The 19,364-nt window shown below is 52.3% G+C and carries 9 protein-coding genes; 3 read left to right on the forward strand and 6 right to left on the reverse strand.

Going from position 1 to position 19,364, the window contains the following annotated elements; genetic code table 11:
* Nucleotides 1-384: 384 nt before the first annotated feature.
* Together P8N76_16855 and P8N76_16860 are read left to right on the forward strand one after the other, a co-directional pair.
* Nucleotides 385-1,005, forward strand: coding sequence for a hypothetical protein (locus P8N76_16855; GenBank protein ID MDG2383342.1), 621 nt, complete (start codon nucleotides 385-387; stop codon nucleotides 1,003-1,005).
* Nucleotides 1,006-1,754: 749 nt separating this feature from the next.
* A complete protein-coding gene (locus P8N76_16860; GenBank protein MDG2383343.1) occupies nucleotides 1,755-3,368 on the forward strand; it encodes a PQQ-binding-like beta-propeller repeat protein in 1,614 nt (537 codons plus the stop codon).
* An 81-nt stretch (nucleotides 3,369-3,449) separates the two neighbouring features.
* Here the strand turns inward: P8N76_16860 and P8N76_16865 are convergent, their stop codons facing one another.
* The 6 genes from P8N76_16865 to P8N76_16890 form a co-directional block, all read right to left on the reverse strand.
* On the reverse strand, nucleotides 3,450-4,727 hold the full coding sequence (locus P8N76_16865) for a lactonase family protein (protein ID MDG2383344.1): 1,278 nt from the start codon (nucleotides 4,725-4,727) through the stop codon (nucleotides 3,450-3,452).
* Between the two features lie 169 nt (nucleotides 4,728-4,896).
* Nucleotides 4,897-6,264 carry a DUF1552 domain-containing protein gene (locus P8N76_16870; protein ID MDG2383345.1) on the reverse strand — a complete coding sequence of 456 codons (1,368 nt, stop codon included), beginning with the start codon at nucleotides 6,262-6,264 and terminating at the stop codon, nucleotides 4,897-4,899.
* On the reverse strand, nucleotides 6,248-9,583 hold the full coding sequence (locus tag P8N76_16875; GenBank protein ID MDG2383346.1) for a DUF1592 domain-containing protein: 3,336 nt from the start codon (nucleotides 9,581-9,583) through the stop codon (nucleotides 6,248-6,250). The genes P8N76_16870 and P8N76_16875 overlap by 17 nt, the downstream gene beginning before the upstream one ends.
* A 20-nt stretch (nucleotides 9,584-9,603) precedes the next feature.
* Nucleotides 9,604-12,015, reverse strand: a complete 2,412-nt coding sequence (locus P8N76_16880; GenBank protein ID MDG2383347.1) for a PPC domain-containing protein — start codon at nucleotides 12,013-12,015, stop codon at nucleotides 9,604-9,606.
* A 12-nt stretch (nucleotides 12,016-12,027) separates the two neighbouring features.
* Nucleotides 12,028-13,356: a DUF1501 domain-containing protein gene (locus tag P8N76_16885; protein MDG2383348.1), complete on the reverse strand. Its 1,329-nt coding sequence runs from the start codon at nucleotides 13,354-13,356 to the stop codon at nucleotides 12,028-12,030.
* A gap of 69 nt (nucleotides 13,357-13,425) precedes the next feature.
* The gene (locus tag P8N76_16890) at nucleotides 13,426-15,852 is read right to left on the reverse strand and encodes a DUF1549 and DUF1553 domain-containing protein (GenBank protein MDG2383349.1); all 2,427 of its coding nucleotides are present in this window, start codon (nucleotides 15,850-15,852) and stop codon (nucleotides 13,426-13,428) included.
* A gap of 521 nt (nucleotides 15,853-16,373) precedes the next feature.
* Between P8N76_16890 and P8N76_16895 the strand changes: the two genes are divergently transcribed.
* Entirely contained in the window at nucleotides 16,374-19,358 is a 2,985-nt protein-coding gene (locus P8N76_16895) for a DUF1549 and DUF1553 domain-containing protein (GenBank protein ID MDG2383350.1), read from the forward strand.
* Nucleotides 19,359-19,364: the final 6 nt, after the last annotated feature.

Consider the following 19,364-nt stretch of genomic DNA (forward strand, 5'->3'; position numbering starts at 1 on the left):
CCACGCCACTTCTTGTCATCTTTTCATAAAATGATGACAGCGGCTCCCAATAGGCCCGCCGAACTCGTCTCACCCAGCGGATTATTTCTTGAGAAAGATCGTCAATCGCTGACCGCCGTTTGTTTAAGAATCCGTCCACGTAAGGAGTTCATGACGGGGAAACCTCGACTCGACCTATCTTTCGTCAGCAAGTTTTCATTCGCGACGAGCAGCCTGCGCATCTGTCATCCCGTAGATCACACAGTCGTATCCTGCTAAAACCCATACTGACCAGCCCCCAACACCCTCAAACTCAACAGCCCAGCGTTGCAATCATCATGCCGGCGTCGTCCACTCAACCTCCCCTGCTGATCAATTGTTTCAGATCGCTACGCTTGCCCCCCAATGCCCTTGAACACTATTCCATTTGATTATAAATCGATCGCAATTCCACCTGAGATCACTCAGTTTTTGAATTCCGTCGACGATCTTGTCGAATCCCATCGAGTGAACACCGCCAAACGTTTTCGCGGTTTTGTTCCCAGCGATTATCCGGATCTTTACCAATGCCTTAAAGCCATCCACGCTTCGGACCTAACCTGCGGCAATCGCTTCTGCGAATGGGGAAGCGGAATCAGCGTGGTAACTTCGCTTGCTGCCATGATCGGTTTTGAATCTTACGGAATCGAATACGACACAACTCTGTGCGACGTGGCAGCACAGATTCACCAAGGCTTGCAGGTCCCCGTAAACATCGTCAATGGAAGTTTTATTCCTGAAGGTGTTGACGATCTAATCGACAAAGCATTTTCCGAACAGGAAGGTGAACTGGCACTTCACACAGAACCCGACAGTGCGTATGACGAAATTGGTTACGAGATCGAAGATTTCGATCTTATTTTTGCCTACCCATGGCCAAACGACGTCGCACTTATTCACAATCTGTTCGAGCGTCGTGCCGCACAGGGTGCGTTGCTCTTAATCTATTACGAAACCGATTTGATCGACCTGCATCGCAAAGCGTAACTCATCGGATCGGCACACCTCGCGAAAGGCAGACCGGCGACATCAATATCTCGTCTTTAACAACTCAACCAACGATTGCTATCCGGCAACAGACGTCAAAAATTGATACAACTCGTTACACCATTGGCAGCAAGAAGACGAATTTAGAACGGTATAATCGAAAGGGACCTCGATACTCTACCGGCAAGGTAGCCATTTGACCCCGACACGATCTAACCACCGTCAATCACGTCAAACTTCTGTCTCCGCTCGAATTAACCGCTCGAATTAACCGCTCCATGATTGGTGGCTGATTAAGCCATTCGCAGCACCACCACCGGCTGATCACCTACTCGGCCGATCTTTTGATCCCGAAGTCTTACGAAACCAAAACCGCCTTATCGAAAGGTCGATTCGGAGACGAATAAGTCACCCTTCCAAAAACATTTTGGTTTTGCTGTGATAAAAGGGCTTCTTCAACGAAACACAATCCAGAGCACAACACAATCGCATCTTGGCACTTTTACGTAGCAATTAATGCGTCGAACCACGTTTATCGAGATTTAAATTTCATCATCGATTTTTCTGGCGACCACTTCTAGCAAACGCAAAAACTTATCATTTCACTCATTTTCGGCCTACTTTTTGGCAACATCGGCTGCGCTCAAACGTCACCGACTGACGACAAGAAAAGCCAAGATTCTGCCGATCAATCCGCTCCAACTTTCGTCGATATCACGACGGCGGACTGGGCTTCTTACAATCATGGTGTGAAGGGATGGCGTTTCAATTCCGCAGAGAAGTCGTTGAATGCTAAAAACGCGTCACAACTCATTGAGAAATGGCGTTTTCCTCCCAAAAATGCCGGGGGGATCGTGGGTGCCATTCACGGGACTCCCAGCGTGGTGAACGGATATGTCTATTTTGGCACAGCAACCTATCCAGCATTTTATAAATTGAAACCAAATGGTTCGCTTGAATGGGTCTACCACCTGAAAACCGCATCCAGCTCTAGTTCATTGCCCAAGGGCGGACGAAATACGATTGATGCAGAGAATGGGATTCTTACCTCCCCGTTGGTGACCGACACAACTGTCTTTTTCGGCAATTCGGCGGGTGTCTTTTATGCCCTCGATCGAAAGACAGGCAAAGAGCGTTGGAAAGTCGACACACGCAAACCGGGCTTCCCCAATCATCACAAGATCAACATCTTCAATGCGTCAGCCATCCTCGCGGATGGAAAAGTGATTGTCGGAGGGGGGGGATATGAGCACCCGTATCCGCTTGACCCCAACTACCCGTGCTGCACCGGGCGCGGCTTTGTTGTGGCTTTTGATCCTGATACGGGCGACGTCGTTTGGAAATATGAGGTAGGCGAACAGCCCGAGAAATTCCCAGAACCGATTGCGATTGTGGATTCGAAGGGAAAGCACATTTATCAGTACGGTCCCTCGACCAGTTCTGTCTGGTCCACCCCATCTTACGACCAAGCAACCGAAACCATTTTCTTTGGAACGGACGTCCATAATTCACCGCGGCGGCCGACCAAGGACAATCCGCGCTTGTATACCAAGTATTCCGCAGCGGTAATCGCAGTCGACGCAAAGACAGGCAAAGAAAAATGGGTAACCCAAATCAACAAAGGCGATATCTACAACTCCGCCATGTCCGGCTACGATCCGGAAACGGGCCGTTACAAAGATTGTTCGATCGGTGACACCCCCAAAATCTATTCGATTAAGTCGCAAGGAAAAAACGTCAAGGTTGTTGGGGTGGGTTGCAAAAATGGCGGCTTTTACACTTTGCGAGCAAGCGACGGCAAACGACTCGCAAACACGCCAGTGTTTCAAGGTAAGCCGAAGTATCCACTTGATCCAAAACCTGATCCACGCATGATTGCCTTGCCAAGCCCAATCGGTGGCATCCAAACGGGCTGCGCTACCGACGGCCAAATGGTGGTAACCAATGGTATCGACTGGCTAATGATGAATACCAATCGGCCCGATTCGCCTGAGGGAGGCCGTGTCGTGAGCCTCACAGCGGATCTTGCCGAGGAAAACTGGCGTCACAATCGCCCTAAAATCCGTTCATTCTTTTACAAGGGCGGTGACCCCGTCGGATCAGGAGTCGCTCTCGGTGGGGGAGTTGCTTGCTTCACGACGACGATCTCGAAATCGCTCGTGTTCCTCAACGCAGGAACGGGAAAGGTGCTCAAACAAATCTCCATCGGAACGGTGTGGAGCGGCCCCTCCATATCGCGTGGGCGAGTCTACGTCGGCACCGGCAGCATTCTTTTTCTCGGCACCGAATTAAAAGGCACACTTTACAGCTTTGGCTTACCGGGGGATGATGAGATTTCACAAATGGGCAGTGGCAACGAATGAGCAGTCGGCCAGAGACGCCCCAAAATCTAGCCAGACCAAGTCGAGCTGGGCTTCAAACACGGAAATACTGGCACGAACCGTCTAGCGAGCTGTTCCCAACTTGGCCAGATCCAGAAAAACAATGCAAGATGGATTGCCCACAGCGCCATATTGGCCAGTGAACCTTAGCTTTCCCGTTTCACGGTTCACCCGAAATACAGCAACGTTATCGGCCCGCTGGTTGCAACTGTAGAGAAACCTTCCTGTCGGGTCAAAATTGAAGCTACGAGGATAATCCCCTCGGGTCCACTCTTCTCCGACATAACTCAATTCGCCATTCTCTCCAATGGAAAAAATACCAATACTGTCGTGAAGTCGATTCCCGACATAGACGAAACGTCCATCTGCTGACACGAGGATTTCAGAGCAAAAATTGCTTCCAACAAATTCGGGTGGAAGAGTCGAAATTGTCTGCCGTGGCGTCAGTTTCCCCTTCGCGGCATCATAGTCAAACAAGACCACGGTCGACCCTTCCTCTTGAATCGAATAAAACCAGCGGCGGTTCGGATGGAAATAAAAATGTCTCGGCCCATCCCCCGGTGGCAACGAAACGGACGATGGATCATTCGGGACTAGCGTTCCCTGTTTGTCATCAAACTTCCAGACAAAGATGCGATCCAGCCCCAAGTCAACGTGCAGAACGAAACGCCCAGCCGGATCAGATTCGATCATATGGGCGTGAGTCCGATCATGTCCACTAAACGCAAAGCTTCCCTGAGGGGCGTGGGTAGCGCGGGTAGGACCGATTTCCCCGGCATCGGTTTTGACATCCGTCGCATCACCCAATCGACCATCAGAACGAATTGGCAACACCGCAACAGAACCGCCAAAATAATTGGCAACCAATAAGTACCGGCCCGATGGATGAATACTCACATAAGTTGGGCCAGCTCCGCCCGAAGGCACCGTATTAAGCTGCCTCAACTGTCCATTGGCAGGATTGATTGCAAAAGCGCTGACGGTTCCTTCCTTGCCCTTGCCCACCCGGTCTGTCTCGTTCGCCGAATACAAACGGGTGCCAGCCGCATTCACAACCAGACTACTCGGGCTCGTCCCTAAATCAAAAGTACCCACGGCTTTCATAGCGCCCGTCTTTCGATTCACCTCAAAAAGATGAATTCCGCGTCCATTTCCAGGCGGCAAATCCACCTGGGTGGGCAAGACATCTCCCAACGGTGAACTAAAGGTCCCCACATAGGCCAACAGCGGTCGATCTTTGGTCTGATCCTGTGCAAAAAGCGCATTGGCAAATAAAGCCGTCGCTACCGAGGCGGCGGAGACCTGAAGAAAGGTCCGCCGGGTAAGGTCATGAAAAGTCATAGTCAGAAAATATCAATTCGGGAATGGGATCAAAAGGGTGAAGTCTCATCAGAGATCGCGAGCTATAGCTTAGTAGGTAGCGATCCGAGATGCGACTTTTTGTTTATCCATTTCTTAATTTCGGGCATTCGCCCGTAATCAATCAGGGTCGGACAGAATCGCCCACAAGCTAAATCTCAGCTAATGGTTTTCGGGCATCCCCAAACTGTTCACGACGGACTCCCATTTTTTTCATCAACGAAAGATAGAGACTGCAAGCGCGACGATGTTCATCACCGGACTCCAGAAAGTCCAACACGCGTCCTGTTTTCAAACTGCCCCCGCCCTTACCAGCAAGCAACATTGGCATTTGGTCTGCTTCATGCTTGTCGCCATCAAACAAGTTGGAGCAACATAATAAGAGGCTATTATCTAACATCGATCTTCCACCTTCCTCCACCCCTTGAAGACGCTCCAATAAATAAGCAAATTGCTGGACATGAAATTGGTTGGTTTTTAAGTACATCGCTTCCTTTTTTGGATCCTGACCATTATGAGTCAGATCCAAATGCAAGCTTCCTTCCACTCCGTCCAAAAAGCCAAAATTCATTTGCGACAGATCGTTGTTCAGCATGCACGTTGCGATCCGCGTCTTATCCATCTGAAAGGCGAGCACGATTAAATCGAGCATCAGCTTCATATGAGTGGGTACATCCTGCGGGAGCGTATCGGCTGGCCGCTTCATATTCGGTTCCGCCAAAGAGGGTCGCCAGCCTTCCAGTCGCCGATCCTGCTGAGCGCGTCCGAGACGCATTTCGATATCACGAATCGATTCGAGAAATTCCCCAAATTTATGTCGATCTGTAGAAGTCAGCTCGTTATTTAGCGCCTTTGCATCTGCCAAGACGTGGTCAAGCACGCTTCTGTCCGTTCGTCTTCCTTCCACATCACCGACGAGCAAATCAAACACGCGAGCTGGATAGATTTCCTTTGTCGTCGGTTTGGTTTCCGACGTCCATGAGATCGACGATCCATAAAGCATTGACAAACCGTCCTCAAGCCGCAATTCCGTGGGTTCAACACCCAACACGAGGCTCTTTACGGGTGTCTGGCGTCCGATTTCGTCCGCCATTACCTGGTCCATTGTGCGACCACAACGAATATCGTTTTGTTCGGTACTGACCCATCCGCCTGAGAGCAGATTGGGAATACGACCTAGATGGGCGCTCTTATGATTCCTCGCCTGTTCGTTGAACAGGCCGCGTAAAAAAATCAGCTCCTCGGTGTGCGGTTGCAGCGATTGTAGACCGGGCCCAAGCTGCATTTCAGCACCCTGACCTTTCGCCCACCAATGAGCCGGCTCCACTCCGTTAGAAAAAAAGACACAGGCGAATCGAACGGGAGGCTGATAAGCTGCTTCCGAGGGAGCACGTTTGCCTGATTCTTCGCCCCGCACCGGGAGTGATTCAAACCAGGGCAAGGCCAGCGTCAGGCCAGCGCTTCGCAAGAAGGCGCGGCGGCAAGGCTTCCCTGAATGTTGGCTATTTACTAATCCCATGCTTTGCTCCCACCGCTACTGGCACTACCGCAGCACGTTTCGTACGAAACTGCTTGCTGGTCACAATGCGCGTCGCCAAATCGGCCACGGTTGCTTCGGCCGCAAGATCCTCCATGAGCCGCTGAATCAATCGCCGATCGGAAAGAATTTCGGCTCGCCCCAAGCCATAGCCTACCAATTTTGAAGCAAGTGTTCGATGAAACTTTGGCAACTCTGACCGCAAATAGCTCTTCAGACCAATCAAACCGTCAATTCTGCTTCCATCGCCCATTCGTCCCACCTCATCAATTGGTTGTCCGTCCCGATATTGATCGCGCCATCGGCCGATGGGATCAAAGTTTTCCAACGCGAACCCAAGTGGATCAATTCGCGCGTGACAACTCATACACGATGCCTCTTGCCGATGCATTTCTAATCGCTCACGAACTGTTCGCCCATCGCCCAACACATCATCAGCAGGAATGGACCCCACATCATCAGGTGGTGGCGGCACCGGGGTACCTAGCACTCGCCTCAGAATCCAGTCTCCCCGCTTGACAGCGCTCGTTCGCAACGGAGCGGAGGTCGTGGCATGAATCGCGCCAAGCCCTAACAGTCCTCCCCGACGAAGCATTCCCAGATCAGAAATTCGCTCTAGCTCGTCGCCAAGTTGACTCGTTCGTTTCGAGGCTGCCCCATAATGCAGAGCCAAAGACTGATTCCAATGAGCGTAATCCGCAAATAGAATCTCATCACATGGACGTTCTTCCCGCACCAAATACTCGAAAAACGCGACGGCTTCTTCGTACAACGATCTCTTCAGCCGTTCATCAAATTCCGGAAACCGTTTGAGATCGATGCCTCTAAAATCATCGAATCGATAAAAGCCAAACCATTGGCCAAAAAACTCAGTCGCAAAACGCCTTGCTTTCGGATCACCCAACATACGTCTCACCTGCCGCGTCAATTCCTGTTGATCCAACCGATCTTGTTTCGCCAGACGCCGCAATTCTTCATCCGGTGACGAGGACCAAAGGAAGAAACTAAGCCGGCTCGCCAATTCCCACGCGTCGAGCGTAATCAAATCAGGATCGGCCGAAGCGCGTTCAATTCGATACAAGAATTCGGGTGCCATTAAAATCCGCACGAGCAGGGAACGTACGGCTTCTGAATGGCTCATCATCTCAGACTGTCGCATTTCGCGATAAAATTCATGCAGCAACTTCCTGTCGGTTTCATCCAATTGTCGTCGCCAAGCTAACTGCGCAAACAAGACGGCCTGATCAACATGGCTTGGAGAAGCATCTTGCGTCACACGAGATGCTTCCTGATAACTATCGACCAGTCGCCGCGCAATGGAGCGTGACGCTACGGGGAGCTTCGAAATCCATTCGGGTGTGATCTCACCGATCTTCTTTTCGTCGACGGAATCCAGGTTTTCTCCTAACCCATTTTTCCGAATGAGAAAAGCGAAATATCGGTCATGGTAATCGAAGGACAACAACAGATCGCACCAAGCCTGATCCAACCGCTCTTTAATTGCGTCATCAAGCATCTTATCGACAAGAAATTGATCATCACGATGATATTTAATCGAGTAATGAAAATCATTGCGTTCAGGGTGGTTGTAATCGTTCTCGTAGGGTGCCGGAATGGGGTCACGATCGGAGGGAGCGGGTTCTCGGTGCGAGATGTCGGGAAGTGTCGTCGCAAATTCACGAAGGCCGGCCTTCCACATCGTAAAGCCTGCTCCCTCAGAACGACCCAAAATTGCCGACAGCTGTCCTTGATCCGCCGCAGTCACTCCCAGCGCTGAGCCATCTCGAACAGTGCAACGCACGACCGCCTGCGGGGATATCTCGGTTTTCAACATCGCCTTCACAGACAAATTTGCGCTGACAGCCCCTGGCGGAATCACCAATTCGATCTCAAGATCTGAATTTCCGGTCATTAACAAATCATGTTCTGCCAGATTGACTCGCGCCTCTTGGTTGCCAATCGGCTGCTGATTGGCAACACGTTCGCTGCCGAACAAGGCTTTTGTTTCATCCCCATTTGGCAACAAGGAATTCAACGGCACCGCCGGCATCATTTCACCTTGCTGATCACGAAATTGGACGGTAGGCGAACTCCATACAATTAAACTATTTTCAATTGGCTGCTCGGTCGCTGGCCGCGTAATAAACTGGACGGACGCTCGCTCTGCATCTTCCTGCCACATCAGACGAATGTCAAAAAGGGCTTCGGAATCGAGCTGAATGGAATCAACACTCAACAAGAGGGCATCTTCGTTATCCGACACCCTGCTCGCCAATCTTGTTTGCCAGCTTCTCAAAAGCTCGGCCATTTTCTGGCAATCACGTCGAGCTTGATTTCGAATTTCGATTTTGGCGGCCGCATCAGAAAAGTGATTTGGAACTGGCAACGAACGATAAGCGGCACTAATCTCCGAGAGGGGAAACGCCACATCCGACCGATTGAGCAGTTGCCAGATGTGATCCACAAAACGAGCACTCACGTCCTCTTGTTGAGCCAAATCATGCAGTGTCTGTTGAGCATTTCCAAGCTGATTTCGATGCTGAAACTGCCAGGCGACAAAAAAGGCACGCGGATAGAGTTCAAGCCCAAACGGTTCGCCCCCTTCTCCTGCCGCTGAGCGGAATCCGTATTGACGATAAATGGCCTGAATACGAGTGATCGCTGATAACTCAAGCCCCGTCTTACCCGGCGCATCAAAGAAGCCCAATGGACCGGCGCCAATCACCGCTCGCCCTGCGACCAACTTGGCTGCTTCCAGATAGCGTTCCAGTGTTGAATCTTGTACAAACTGGACATCACCAACATTCGAAAACCCTTCGCCACCGACCGCATCACCGCTCAAGACAGAGTTTAAATTCAGCTCCATTCCAGTCAGATCAGTCATCACATAGGCGTACTCGGCACTGGTTAGCCTTCGGATCGCAACAGGCCCGGGATCACCTGCCTTTTGCTCGGCAACCTCCTCGAGTTTTGAACGGATAGCCTTCAGGACAAGGCGCCGCTGGGAGTCGTTTGGTTGAGATATCACTGCGGGCGGCATTTGTCGATTTTCGACAAGTTCAACCACCCTTTCCCAAGTGCGAAATTGCGTCAGAAACCGATTCGAAGACACAAGTTTCTTGAGATTGACGTTTGCTTCCGCATGCGAATCCGAATGACAATCAAAACAGTAGTCACGCAAGAAGGGCGTCATGGTAGCGACAAACGGACTGTCTGCTCCCAACAACGAGGAGGCCGTCAAGCAAACAAGGAGTGAACAAATCGCTGCGATCGTTCTTTGCCCGGTTTTTCGAATCGCCACACCTTGCGCCTCCCGACAGATCATTTGCTTGCGACCACTTCAACAGCACATTCGGCTACCACGGGATTCCCTCGCTCATCGATCGTTGTTGCACGAATGGTGACGGGCATATTGAAGGGCCCTCTCGGTGAAGAAATACGCACCTTGAGCGATCCCGTATCACGATTAGCGTCAATCGTGATCGGGCGGGCTGAAATCCCTTGAAAGTGTCGGGGCACGAGGAGTTCCACGGTCACCGGCTTCGCTGCAAGTTGCCCGCGCTTCACAGACACGTTCAGCACGGTCTCATGGCCCGACAAGGCGTGGATGTATGAAGGGGAGACTTGCACCGCGGTTGGAGAGGGCGACGAGAGAATAATAATCTGATCATTGACATTGCTGGAACTGTAACTGACCTTGTGCACTTGGCCTTCTTCGTCGATGACCTCGCCGACCCCCATCACAACCACCCGCCCAATGCGATTCCTTTCTAATCGCATTGGTATGTGAATCGGATACCGGAAAACGGTTTCGCCTGGGGGTACAATTAACGCGTCACCTTTTACTCCCTGCAGGTGGCGAGCCTGACGATCGGTCAAGGAGATTGTCACCGGCCCCTCAAAGCCATTTCGTTCAAGTCGGTACGGTCGATAATGAACCGTACCGCATGCAGCATAGTCGCTGCGGTATTGATCACCAAAAATCTTAAACGGCGTTTGGATTGAGACGGCGAGAAAAACGGAATCTCGCGATGGATCTCCCGGCAACTGCGGAAGCATAGCAAGTCTTACCATGGAACCGTCGTCGGCCGCTGCCAGATCACCTTGTCCGAGCTGACCTTTTCCCCCTGACGTTTCTCTGACTGGGCGACCAAAAATTCGAATTGCTTTTCCATCGATTCGAGCGTCCATTGCAGCCTTCAGGCTTAATTCGCCCTCGCTCTTGTCTTTGGCGATAGTCGATTCCTCCAGTGATACTCCATCAGGCAATCCCTCGACCTCTAATTGCACCGCGTCCTGAAAGCCACCAACTCGAGCGACCGCCACCTTCAGTTTTGCCGTATCACCACGAAACAAGGTTAAAGCGTCGGTTGGAAGTTTAAGCGAAAAATCAGGTGCAGGTTGGGGAAGAACCGTCATTCGATAAGCGAAATCGGTACCGCTCGCTTGGCTGTCGACGTGACGCACCTGAATCATGCACTGCCCCTCTTCTGGCATTTGAACCTCGCCGCGCGGTTCGACAAAATTGGCAGGGGTACTCCCGAATTCGATCAGGGTTTCGCCGTTCATCGAAGTGGCGCGAACGACGGCGTCCAACTTCGAACCTAAGGATGCCGCATCCAGGCGAATCAGGATCCTTGAACCGGCGACTCCTTTGAGTGGCCAGCTGTCAATCTCACCAGCAGCGTCGATCCAGCCATTCACGACAACCGACTCACTGACGACAATCGGCTGTTTCTTGGCTGACGTCGCCTCGACAATTTCGCGGAAATTCCCCACGGCAATCGGGATCGAATTCGAACGCCCCTCAGGCAGAGCAAATTTCTGAAGCTGAGTTTCAGGCGAGCCGTTCAAATCGAGCCAGCACGACGGGCCATCTACTCCCACACCAAAAAGTCGAAATTCGGTCTTCGCTCCGAGTTTTCCACCCAAGGGAAATACATGATCCACAACAGGACCGCTTGTAACCGTGAGCCGATAGACATAGTTCTGGAACCCGCGAAACGAGATGTCGTGAATTCGCAGGCCGTAGACTCCGTCGACTGGAGCAACAAACCGCACGCGTGGATCGGGGCCCAGAAAATCATCGTTTTCCGCGATGCGATTGCCATCGGGATCCAAGACTTCCAGGCGAGCGTCAAGTTCGGAGCCCAATCGAGCTGCGTTAACCTCACAGGTGATGCATTGCCCAGCCACCACAGCGAATCGCCAGACGTCGACATCTTCTCTGGGAAAAATCCGTCCATTGATGGTAATTGGTAATTTAACCTGAATAGGAACGGGCGCCCCATCGATCTCCTCTTCAATGATCTCCGGCAGATCGCCGACCACAAAGCGACGCCCTTGGGTAGCGCCCTGCGAGGTCCACAATTGCCAATAGGCGTTTCCCAACGGCGCATTCGAATCAATAAAAAATTCAGCCGCATGGTCTTTGGGATAATCCTCCGCCCGTTTGGACAAGGGCTTGACGACCATCGGACCTTCAAACCAGATTTTTTCAATTTGCTCAATCGCTGGACTCGCGGTGACCCCACTTCCCACGACTCGCAATGGACTCCCGCCGTGCAAGTAATGGGCTCCGATTCGGACAGAAACGTTAGTTCCTCGCTGGCCTCCCGCAGGAAAGATGTAGGAAGAGGACGGGAGGTCTGAAGCGTTACCAACAGCGCCAAGCAGCAGAAACGCCGATACTATCGGAGCGAGTCGGTCGCTGATTTGCTTGTACATTTGCATCGATGAGCACCGCTAAAGTAAGTTTTGGATGACGCGTCCCTCATTAACTATTTTGATCGGCCGACCCTCGGGCGTATGAAATTCATCTTGTGGATTGATTCCCAGTTGATGATGGATCGTAGCGGCCAGATCTTCGGGGCGCAGTGGATCGTCGACAGGCTTGACAGCATGAGCGTCCGTACTTCCGATGACGCGCCCACCCTGAATGCCTCCCCCGCCCAACATGACGGTGAAGGCCGGTCCCCAATGATCTCGTCCTGCCTCATTATTGATGCGTGGGGTTCGGCCAAATTCACCTGTAACCATCACAATGGTTGACTCCAACAGACCTCGATCGTCCAGATCCCGATACAGAGTTGACATCGCCCGGTCGAGCTGAGGCAACAACGGATCCTTAAGAATGCGAAAATTCCCCGAATGCGTGTCCCAATCAACATGGGTCGCCAGCACACAGCGCACACCGGACTCCACGAGTCGCCGGGCCATCAAACACGATTGACCGAGTGTATTTCGACCGTACGCATCACGAACTGCGGCCGATTCCGCGTGAATGTCGAAAGCCTTCTTTGCCTTGGGTGAAGTCATCAAAGAAAAGGCTTGTTCACGGAACGCGTTCACCGCTTGCAACGAACTATTGGCCCGCACCTCAGTTGATCGCTGATAGCGATCGACAGACGCCAGCAACTGGCTTCGATTACCAAGCCGACGAGCATCCAGATCAAGGGGTGGCACAATATCCCGCACGGCAAAACTCGGATCATTCGGATCAGCGTTGATACTCAGAGGAGCAGCTGCCGGACCTAGATAAGCAGATCCGCCCGCATTGTGCATCTCAGGCAGCGCGACGTAGGCCGGCACCGATCCTCGCGGACCGAGTTTCCTCGACACGATCGATCCGATGGATGGATATTCATTGTTGGGTCGCAAACCTCCCTGAAAGGCAGCCGAGGGTTTATAACCGGTCAACAAATGGTGATCCGCCTTCTGATGATCGGATGAAGTATTCGTCATCGACCGCAACAGGGAAAACTTATCCATTTGCTGAGATACTTGGGGCAAATGTTCGCAGACAACCAGACCGGGAATGTTTGTTGAAATCGGATCAAACTCACCACGAATCTCAGCCGGCGCATTGGGTTTCATGTCGAAAGTGTCAATCGTGCTCAGGCCGCCCTGCAGGAAGATGATAATCATCGACCGACGATCTTTCTCGTCCGGCGCGTCGGCAGAAGCCTGCTGCATTTGGGCTAACGACCAATGAGCACCCAGAAAACCCGCACTACCCACGCGCAAAAACGATCGGCGGCTGATTCCGTCGCAAAAGGTCCGATGCTTCATCATGAAGTTTCACTTTCCCTGGGGGGGGCAACCGTCGACCGAGTACCAGTCCACTTCGCCCCTCCTATCCGTTTAGTGGTTAAACAAGAACTCGTACGAGTTCATCAAGCTCCAAGCGAGATCTTCCAATGCCTCTTTTCGCGATTCCGCCTTGCGACAGTAAACGACAGCCTTGTCGAGCTCTTCGTCGGTCGGATAACGACTATAAAAAGCGAGATACATTTCTTCAATCACCGCACCATTTTGAGCGACAGCAGTCGCCCAACGTGAAACGGCCCCGCTGGGATGCGTAATTTTTTTCTGCATTTCCTTCGAGTTCAGCACGTGCAAGATTTGCGACACATTCGCTTCCACATTACGCTCACATTGACAGGCGCTTTTTCGGAGTGGACGCCCGAACAGATTAAGGAAGTAGTGTTTTGAACCACTATCCCAAAGTTCAATCGCCCGAATCCCCATCGGATTACCGGCAAACTTTTCCGGTCGATCGGTCACCTGGCAAATCGCATCCAAGAGCACCTCTGCATCCAATCGTTTGAACACAGCTCGCGAATAATTTTGCTCGTCCCGCTCATTACTTTGATTCGGTGACGTTCCGCGTTGATAGGCGTCCGATGACACAATCAGCCGAATCAGCTCCTTCACGTCAAAGTCGCACTCGATTAGGTGTTCAGCGAGTGCATCCAGCAATTCAGGATTGCTGGGTGGATTGGTCGGTCGCAGGTCATCGACCGGTTCTACCAGGCCACGTGCCATAAAATGGGCCCAAACCCGATTTGCAATATTCCTCGCGAACCAGGGATTCTGCGGCGAAGTCATCCATTCGGCAAACTGACTTCTTACCGATTCACTTTCAGAAACAGGAGCTTCGTAGAGCGCACGCGCCGGAACATCAACACCCGTGCGAGGATGCTGCACAACCGCTTTGCCAGCTGACTGAATCAACTCACCCCGTGAGGAGGCGACTAATTTGACCGGCTCAAAAAAGGCTCGCATCCCGTGGTAGTCGGTCTGACTAATCCGATCAAATGGATGATGGTGGCACTGAGCACATTCAAGTCGCACTCCGAGAAAGACCTGCGCCAGCACACTTGACCGCTCGCCACTCTCCGTGACGGCCTTGTAAAACGTGCCCTGTGGCTGTTCAACCAGTTTCCCCTGCGCGGCCACAATTGCGCTGGCAAATTCATCCAAAGGCATGTTCTCCGCAAAACAATCACGTATCCATTTGTAGTACGCAAACGCATCTTTGTAACCCAGTTTTTGTCGATCAACTCTCAACGTGTCCGACCACTTTAAGGACCAATAACTCGTATACTCATCACGCACCAAAAGTTGCTCAACAAGCTTCATGCGTTTCTGTTTGGATTGATCCTTAAGAAATGCAACGGTTTCGGACTTTGTCGGCAATGTTCCAATCACGTCAAGATAGACACGCCGCAAAAACGTCGAATCATCGGCTCGCCTCGAAGCGGTGAGATTCAACTGGCTGAGACGATGGTTAACCCAGCGATCAACCACGTGGGTCTTCGGCTCCTTCAAAGATTTCTCGACCGGCGAGTCAGCTGCCACTGACACGGGGTTTGCAATTAACAACTGCACGGTAGCCATTTTTTTCAGGAAGGTGGCCATCACGGTCACCTGCCCCGGTGCACTTCCAACGCGAATCAGACCCTGCTCGTCGACTTGGGCCAAGCCCTCATGGTTACTTCGAAATCTTGTCAGCCCCGTGACATCACGCGAAGCTCCATTATCGAAAAACGCAATTACACGCAGCTGTTGAGTTGCTTCAAAATCAACAACCCGCTCGTTGGGATGCAATTCGAGCCTGTCGAGTTGCGGAAATTCTTCATCCATTTGAGCCCCGGCGGAAATCCAATCATGGATTACTTCATATTCGGCCGTGCCCGGGCTAAGCCGTACTCCACCACCATGCGGCACCGCGCCAGACGCCTTGGTGAGCAGCAAACTTCGCGACGGTGAAGCTGCGAAGATGCGACGTCCCCGCCCCTCTCGCACAATCGCATGAAAATCAGCGAACGAATCAAAACCAAACACCGACAGCTTGAAGCCATTCTGCCCCTCGGCTTTGCCGTGGCAACCGGACGAATTACACCCATGTCGACTCAGAATAGGCACCACATCCGTCTGAAAATATCGCCTCGGTAGCTGCGCGGAATTGACAACCTCAACTGGCACTCGCTCCGACATTCCATCGAAGGTAATCTCCACTTCGGTCTCACCATCGCCACGAGCGACGACACGGCCTTTGCTGTCCACGACACACACCGCGTCATTGCACGTCCGGTATCTTGCTTGATGAGTCAGATCCTTACCCGGCCCACTTTGATTCAATTCCCACACCAAAAGTCCTTGGGTCGCAGCCTTGCCTTCAAGGACCACTGTCTTGGGAAACACCTCGAGACTTTCGCCGGCAGCAAGCAGCGGGCTCTGAAAGGTCAACCACAGTAAGGTGATCCGGGGCAAGGTTTGCATCATGCGAATCCTGGCAGGCAACGATGGGGGGGGACCGAATCATTTTACAGTTTTTGCTGGCGCAATCAAAAGCAACCTGCTCGGGATCGGCAATCATTTTTGCTCTAATTCCGTTTCCTTCAAAATCAACGCGCTGATCCTTGAAAGCCGCATACTTCATCGAAAGCGACCGGAAGGGCGAATGGGGCTCCCCGCACTCAATCGTCACAGCGAGGTTCACGGAAAGAAAAGGCGACGACGCACCCCTGATTAAACCTCAAATTGCACCAAAATGGGTACACCAGGCAAAAAAGAGCGTCACTCCCATAACCCTTCGCGACACCTCAGGATATTTTTGCGTCACCCGTATCAGGCTAAGCTTTCTGAACTTTCGCTGTTAAATCAAGGAAAAGCGTTAAACCAGTGGTCAAGATCGGGGCGAGAATGGTTGAACATTGCCACGTCTGCCGTGATAATTTAAGTCTTCGTGCCGACACATCCGATATCATCGGACGGAAATAACCCTTTTGTTGCAGAGGTAGGCCATGCTGTTTTTTCGGGATCGAAAAAGAACGGTTTCCGCACCCCGATGGATTCTCGTCAACTGCGGTGTTGCTCTCATCTTGCAGATCGGTGCCGCAACTCAACTCATCGCCGAAACGGATGAAACGCGAGAATGGCCCTTTTACGCCCCGACCGAAGTTTCCGTACCCTCGGTTGAGAATGAGAGTTGGCCGCGTAATGAGATTGATCGATTCGTACTCCACAAGTTAGAGCAAAAGCAGCTTCGACCGTCAAAAGCCGCCAATCGGCAGACGCTAATTCGCCGTCTGTATTTCGATTTGATCGGCCTTCCGCCGAGTTCGAAGGCGGTTACTTCCTTCGTTAATGACCCCGACAAACAGGCTTACGAAAAACTAGTTGATCAACTGCTGAACGACAAACGATATGGCGAACACTGGGCGCGTCTTTGGCTTGACCTTGCACGCTACGCCGACACAGCCGGCTATGAAGGCGATCCCGATCTGCCCCATGCTTGGCGTTATCGCGACTACGTGATTGACGCCTTCAACAACGACAAACCTTACGATCTCTTCATTCGCGAACAGCTTGCGGGTGACGAATTTGACGAGATCATGGGGGCTGGTGATTTACCTGGGACTCCTGCCGAACGGGTGGTCGCCATGACCTTCTTGCGGTTGGCACCTTTTACAGAACCCCGTGGCGATGAAACTCGTCACGAGATGCTGAGCGAAATAACCTCGACAGTAGGCTCCGTGTTCCTTGGCCTGACCGTCGGTTGCGCCAAATGCCACGATCACAAACATGACGAGATATCAACCGTCGACTTTTACCGCATGAAAGCATTTTTTTCAACGGTGCAAATTCCGCGCCCCGAACCGGGTGACATCTATCAGATCGGCGGATCCATCAACGCCTCATTTTATCGCGACGGCGAAAAAGACTGGGCGGCTTCCCTTCGGCAAAAATTGAAGAAGCAAGCCAGCGATGCAGGCGCAGAGGTTAAAAAGCTACAAGCCGCAATTAGGGATCGAGTGAAACTCGACTTCGAAGGCAGCAGCGGCTTCGGAATCCAAACGATCTCGAGCGCTGGCAACGACTACAACTTTGCTGAGCAGGCCGTCCATGAGGGCGAGCCCCATCTGAGCATCGTCAATTCTGACGGCAGCAACTGGTCAATCTACACGGATGGTCAACAGGCAACACTAGGCAGCATGTCGGGCATGAACCGCGGCAAGTGGTTTGAATCCATCGCAGCACCCCAGCACATCAGTTTGGGCCAGCATGCACAGGGAAAGGGAGAGCCTCAAGGCAGCGGCCATCAGGGCAGTTTCGCTGAGATCTTGATCTACGACCACCCTTTGGATCAAGCAGCCGTCCAACAGCTCAGTGCTTATGCCAACCGCAAATATGGAATAAGCTCCGAAACGTCAGCCGACGCGGCGGCGACCGACCAACCTCCCCAATCAGGTCTACGTTTTTGGCTCGACGCCAGCGACCTTGATGGAAAAGCGGACACGATGAACCCGCCTGCGGAAAGCGTTGTATCCGCCTGGGTCGATCGCGTGTCTGGAATTCAAATCAAGCAGGCCCAAGCGAACCTCCAACCGACGCTTACCGAACTGGGACCGCACGGAGCAGCCGCCGTCCAATTCGACAACGGCTTTTTGGTCGGCAACGTTGAGAAGGCGACGTTTTTGCGAGATCAACAGGGTGCTATTGTCATCGTTTATTCAGCCAGCCACACAAAGGAAGGCTATGGCTTTGAAGTCGGGGGAAACGACCAATTCCTCACCACTTTCATCAATCCAGCCGCCTCCACCGATGGTGATCCGGTCGACGCTCTGATCCAGAGCGATGACCCACGCGTCAGCAAAGACGAGCGTCGCCAATATGAATTTTGGAAATCGCGGGATCGCTTCGTCAAGCACCACCTGAAGCGTCTGCAACCTGTCGCGATGTCGCTGCGACATTCCTACGGCCCCCCCTATGAACCGGGAGTTCCCACTTCGCGAGTGATGGTCCGAGGTGAATACGACAATCCGGGCGAAGTTGTCGAAGCGGGCTTTCTAAGCGTGATCACCGAAAATCAGGATTCAGCGCCCATTCGCTTGGATCCCTTCAAACGTTGGCCAACTCGAAGTCGGCGCATGGCACTTGCAGCTTGGATTGCGAATCCCCAAAACCCGATGACTCACCGTGTGATGGTCAATCGACTGTGGCATTCCCATTTTGGACAAGGCATTGTGCGAACGCCAAGTGACTTCGGCTACTTGAGTGACGGTGCGTCCCATGAAGAACTGCTCGACTGGCTCGCCCTGCGTTTCGTAGAGAATAAATGGAGCATCAAGGCCATCCATCGTTTGATCGTCAATTCGAGTACCTATCGACAAGAATCGACCCAACGGAACAAGCAGGCGGAACTGATCGATCCTGACAATCGGCTCTTATGGCGTTTCAACCGACGGCGGCTACGTGCGGAAGAGATCCGGGACAACGTCTTGTTCGTGAGCGGACGACTTAACCCGGAGCAATTCGGCCTGCCGATCTTTCCGCCCTTGCCCGGCGATGTCGCCGATGCCGTCAAGTACAGCGAGAGTAAATGGGACACACAACATGGTCCTGAGGGGCGCAAGCGCAGCCTCTACATCTACCAACAACGTACACTCTCGATGCCATTTCTGCAGACGTTTGACGCCTTGGTCTGCAGCGAGTCACTTCCGCGCCGTCGCACCTCTGTCACCCCCCTTCAAGCCCTCGCCATGTACAACGGCGATCTGGTCAATGAAGAAACAGAATACTTTGCACAACGGGTGATGGAATCCGCAGGCAGTGACATCAATGATCAAATCAAGTTCGCGTTCGAAACGGCGTTGGGGCGCGCACCGACGCCAACCGAGTTTGCGCAGCTGCAACAATTATTCACAACCACCGAATCCCCTCAGCTTGGCCTGCAGGCCGTTTGTCGCGTCCTGTACAACATGAATGAATTCGTCTTTATCGACTGAAAACGA

The organism is Pirellulaceae bacterium, assembly GCA_029243025.1.
Lineage (GTDB): Bacteria > Planctomycetota > Planctomycetia > Pirellulales > Pirellulaceae.

Excerpts from the sequence above, each read along its gene's own strand:
- P8N76_16855 (MDG2383342.1), top strand. The coding sequence starts at position 385 with ATGCCCTTGAACACTATTCCATTTGATTATAAATCGATCGCAATTCCA.
- P8N76_16865 (MDG2383344.1), bottom strand. The coding sequence starts at position 4,727 with ATGACTTTTCATGACCTTACCCGGCGGACCTTTCTTCAGGTCTCCGCC.
- P8N76_16870 (MDG2383345.1), bottom strand. The coding sequence starts at position 6,264 with ATGGGATTAGTAAATAGCCAACATTCAGGGAAGCCTTGCCGCCGCGCC.
- P8N76_16880 (MDG2383347.1), bottom strand. The coding sequence starts at position 12,015 with ATGCAAATGTACAAGCAAATCAGCGACCGACTCGCTCCGATAGTATCG.
- P8N76_16885 (MDG2383348.1), bottom strand. The coding sequence starts at position 13,356 with ATGATGAAGCATCGGACCTTTTGCGACGGAATCAGCCGCCGATCGTTT.
- P8N76_16890 (MDG2383349.1), bottom strand. The coding sequence starts at position 15,852 with ATGATGCAAACCTTGCCCCGGATCACCTTACTGTGGTTGACCTTTCAG.
- P8N76_16895 (MDG2383350.1), top strand. The coding sequence starts at position 16,374 with ATGCTGTTTTTTCGGGATCGAAAAAGAACGGTTTCCGCACCCCGATGG.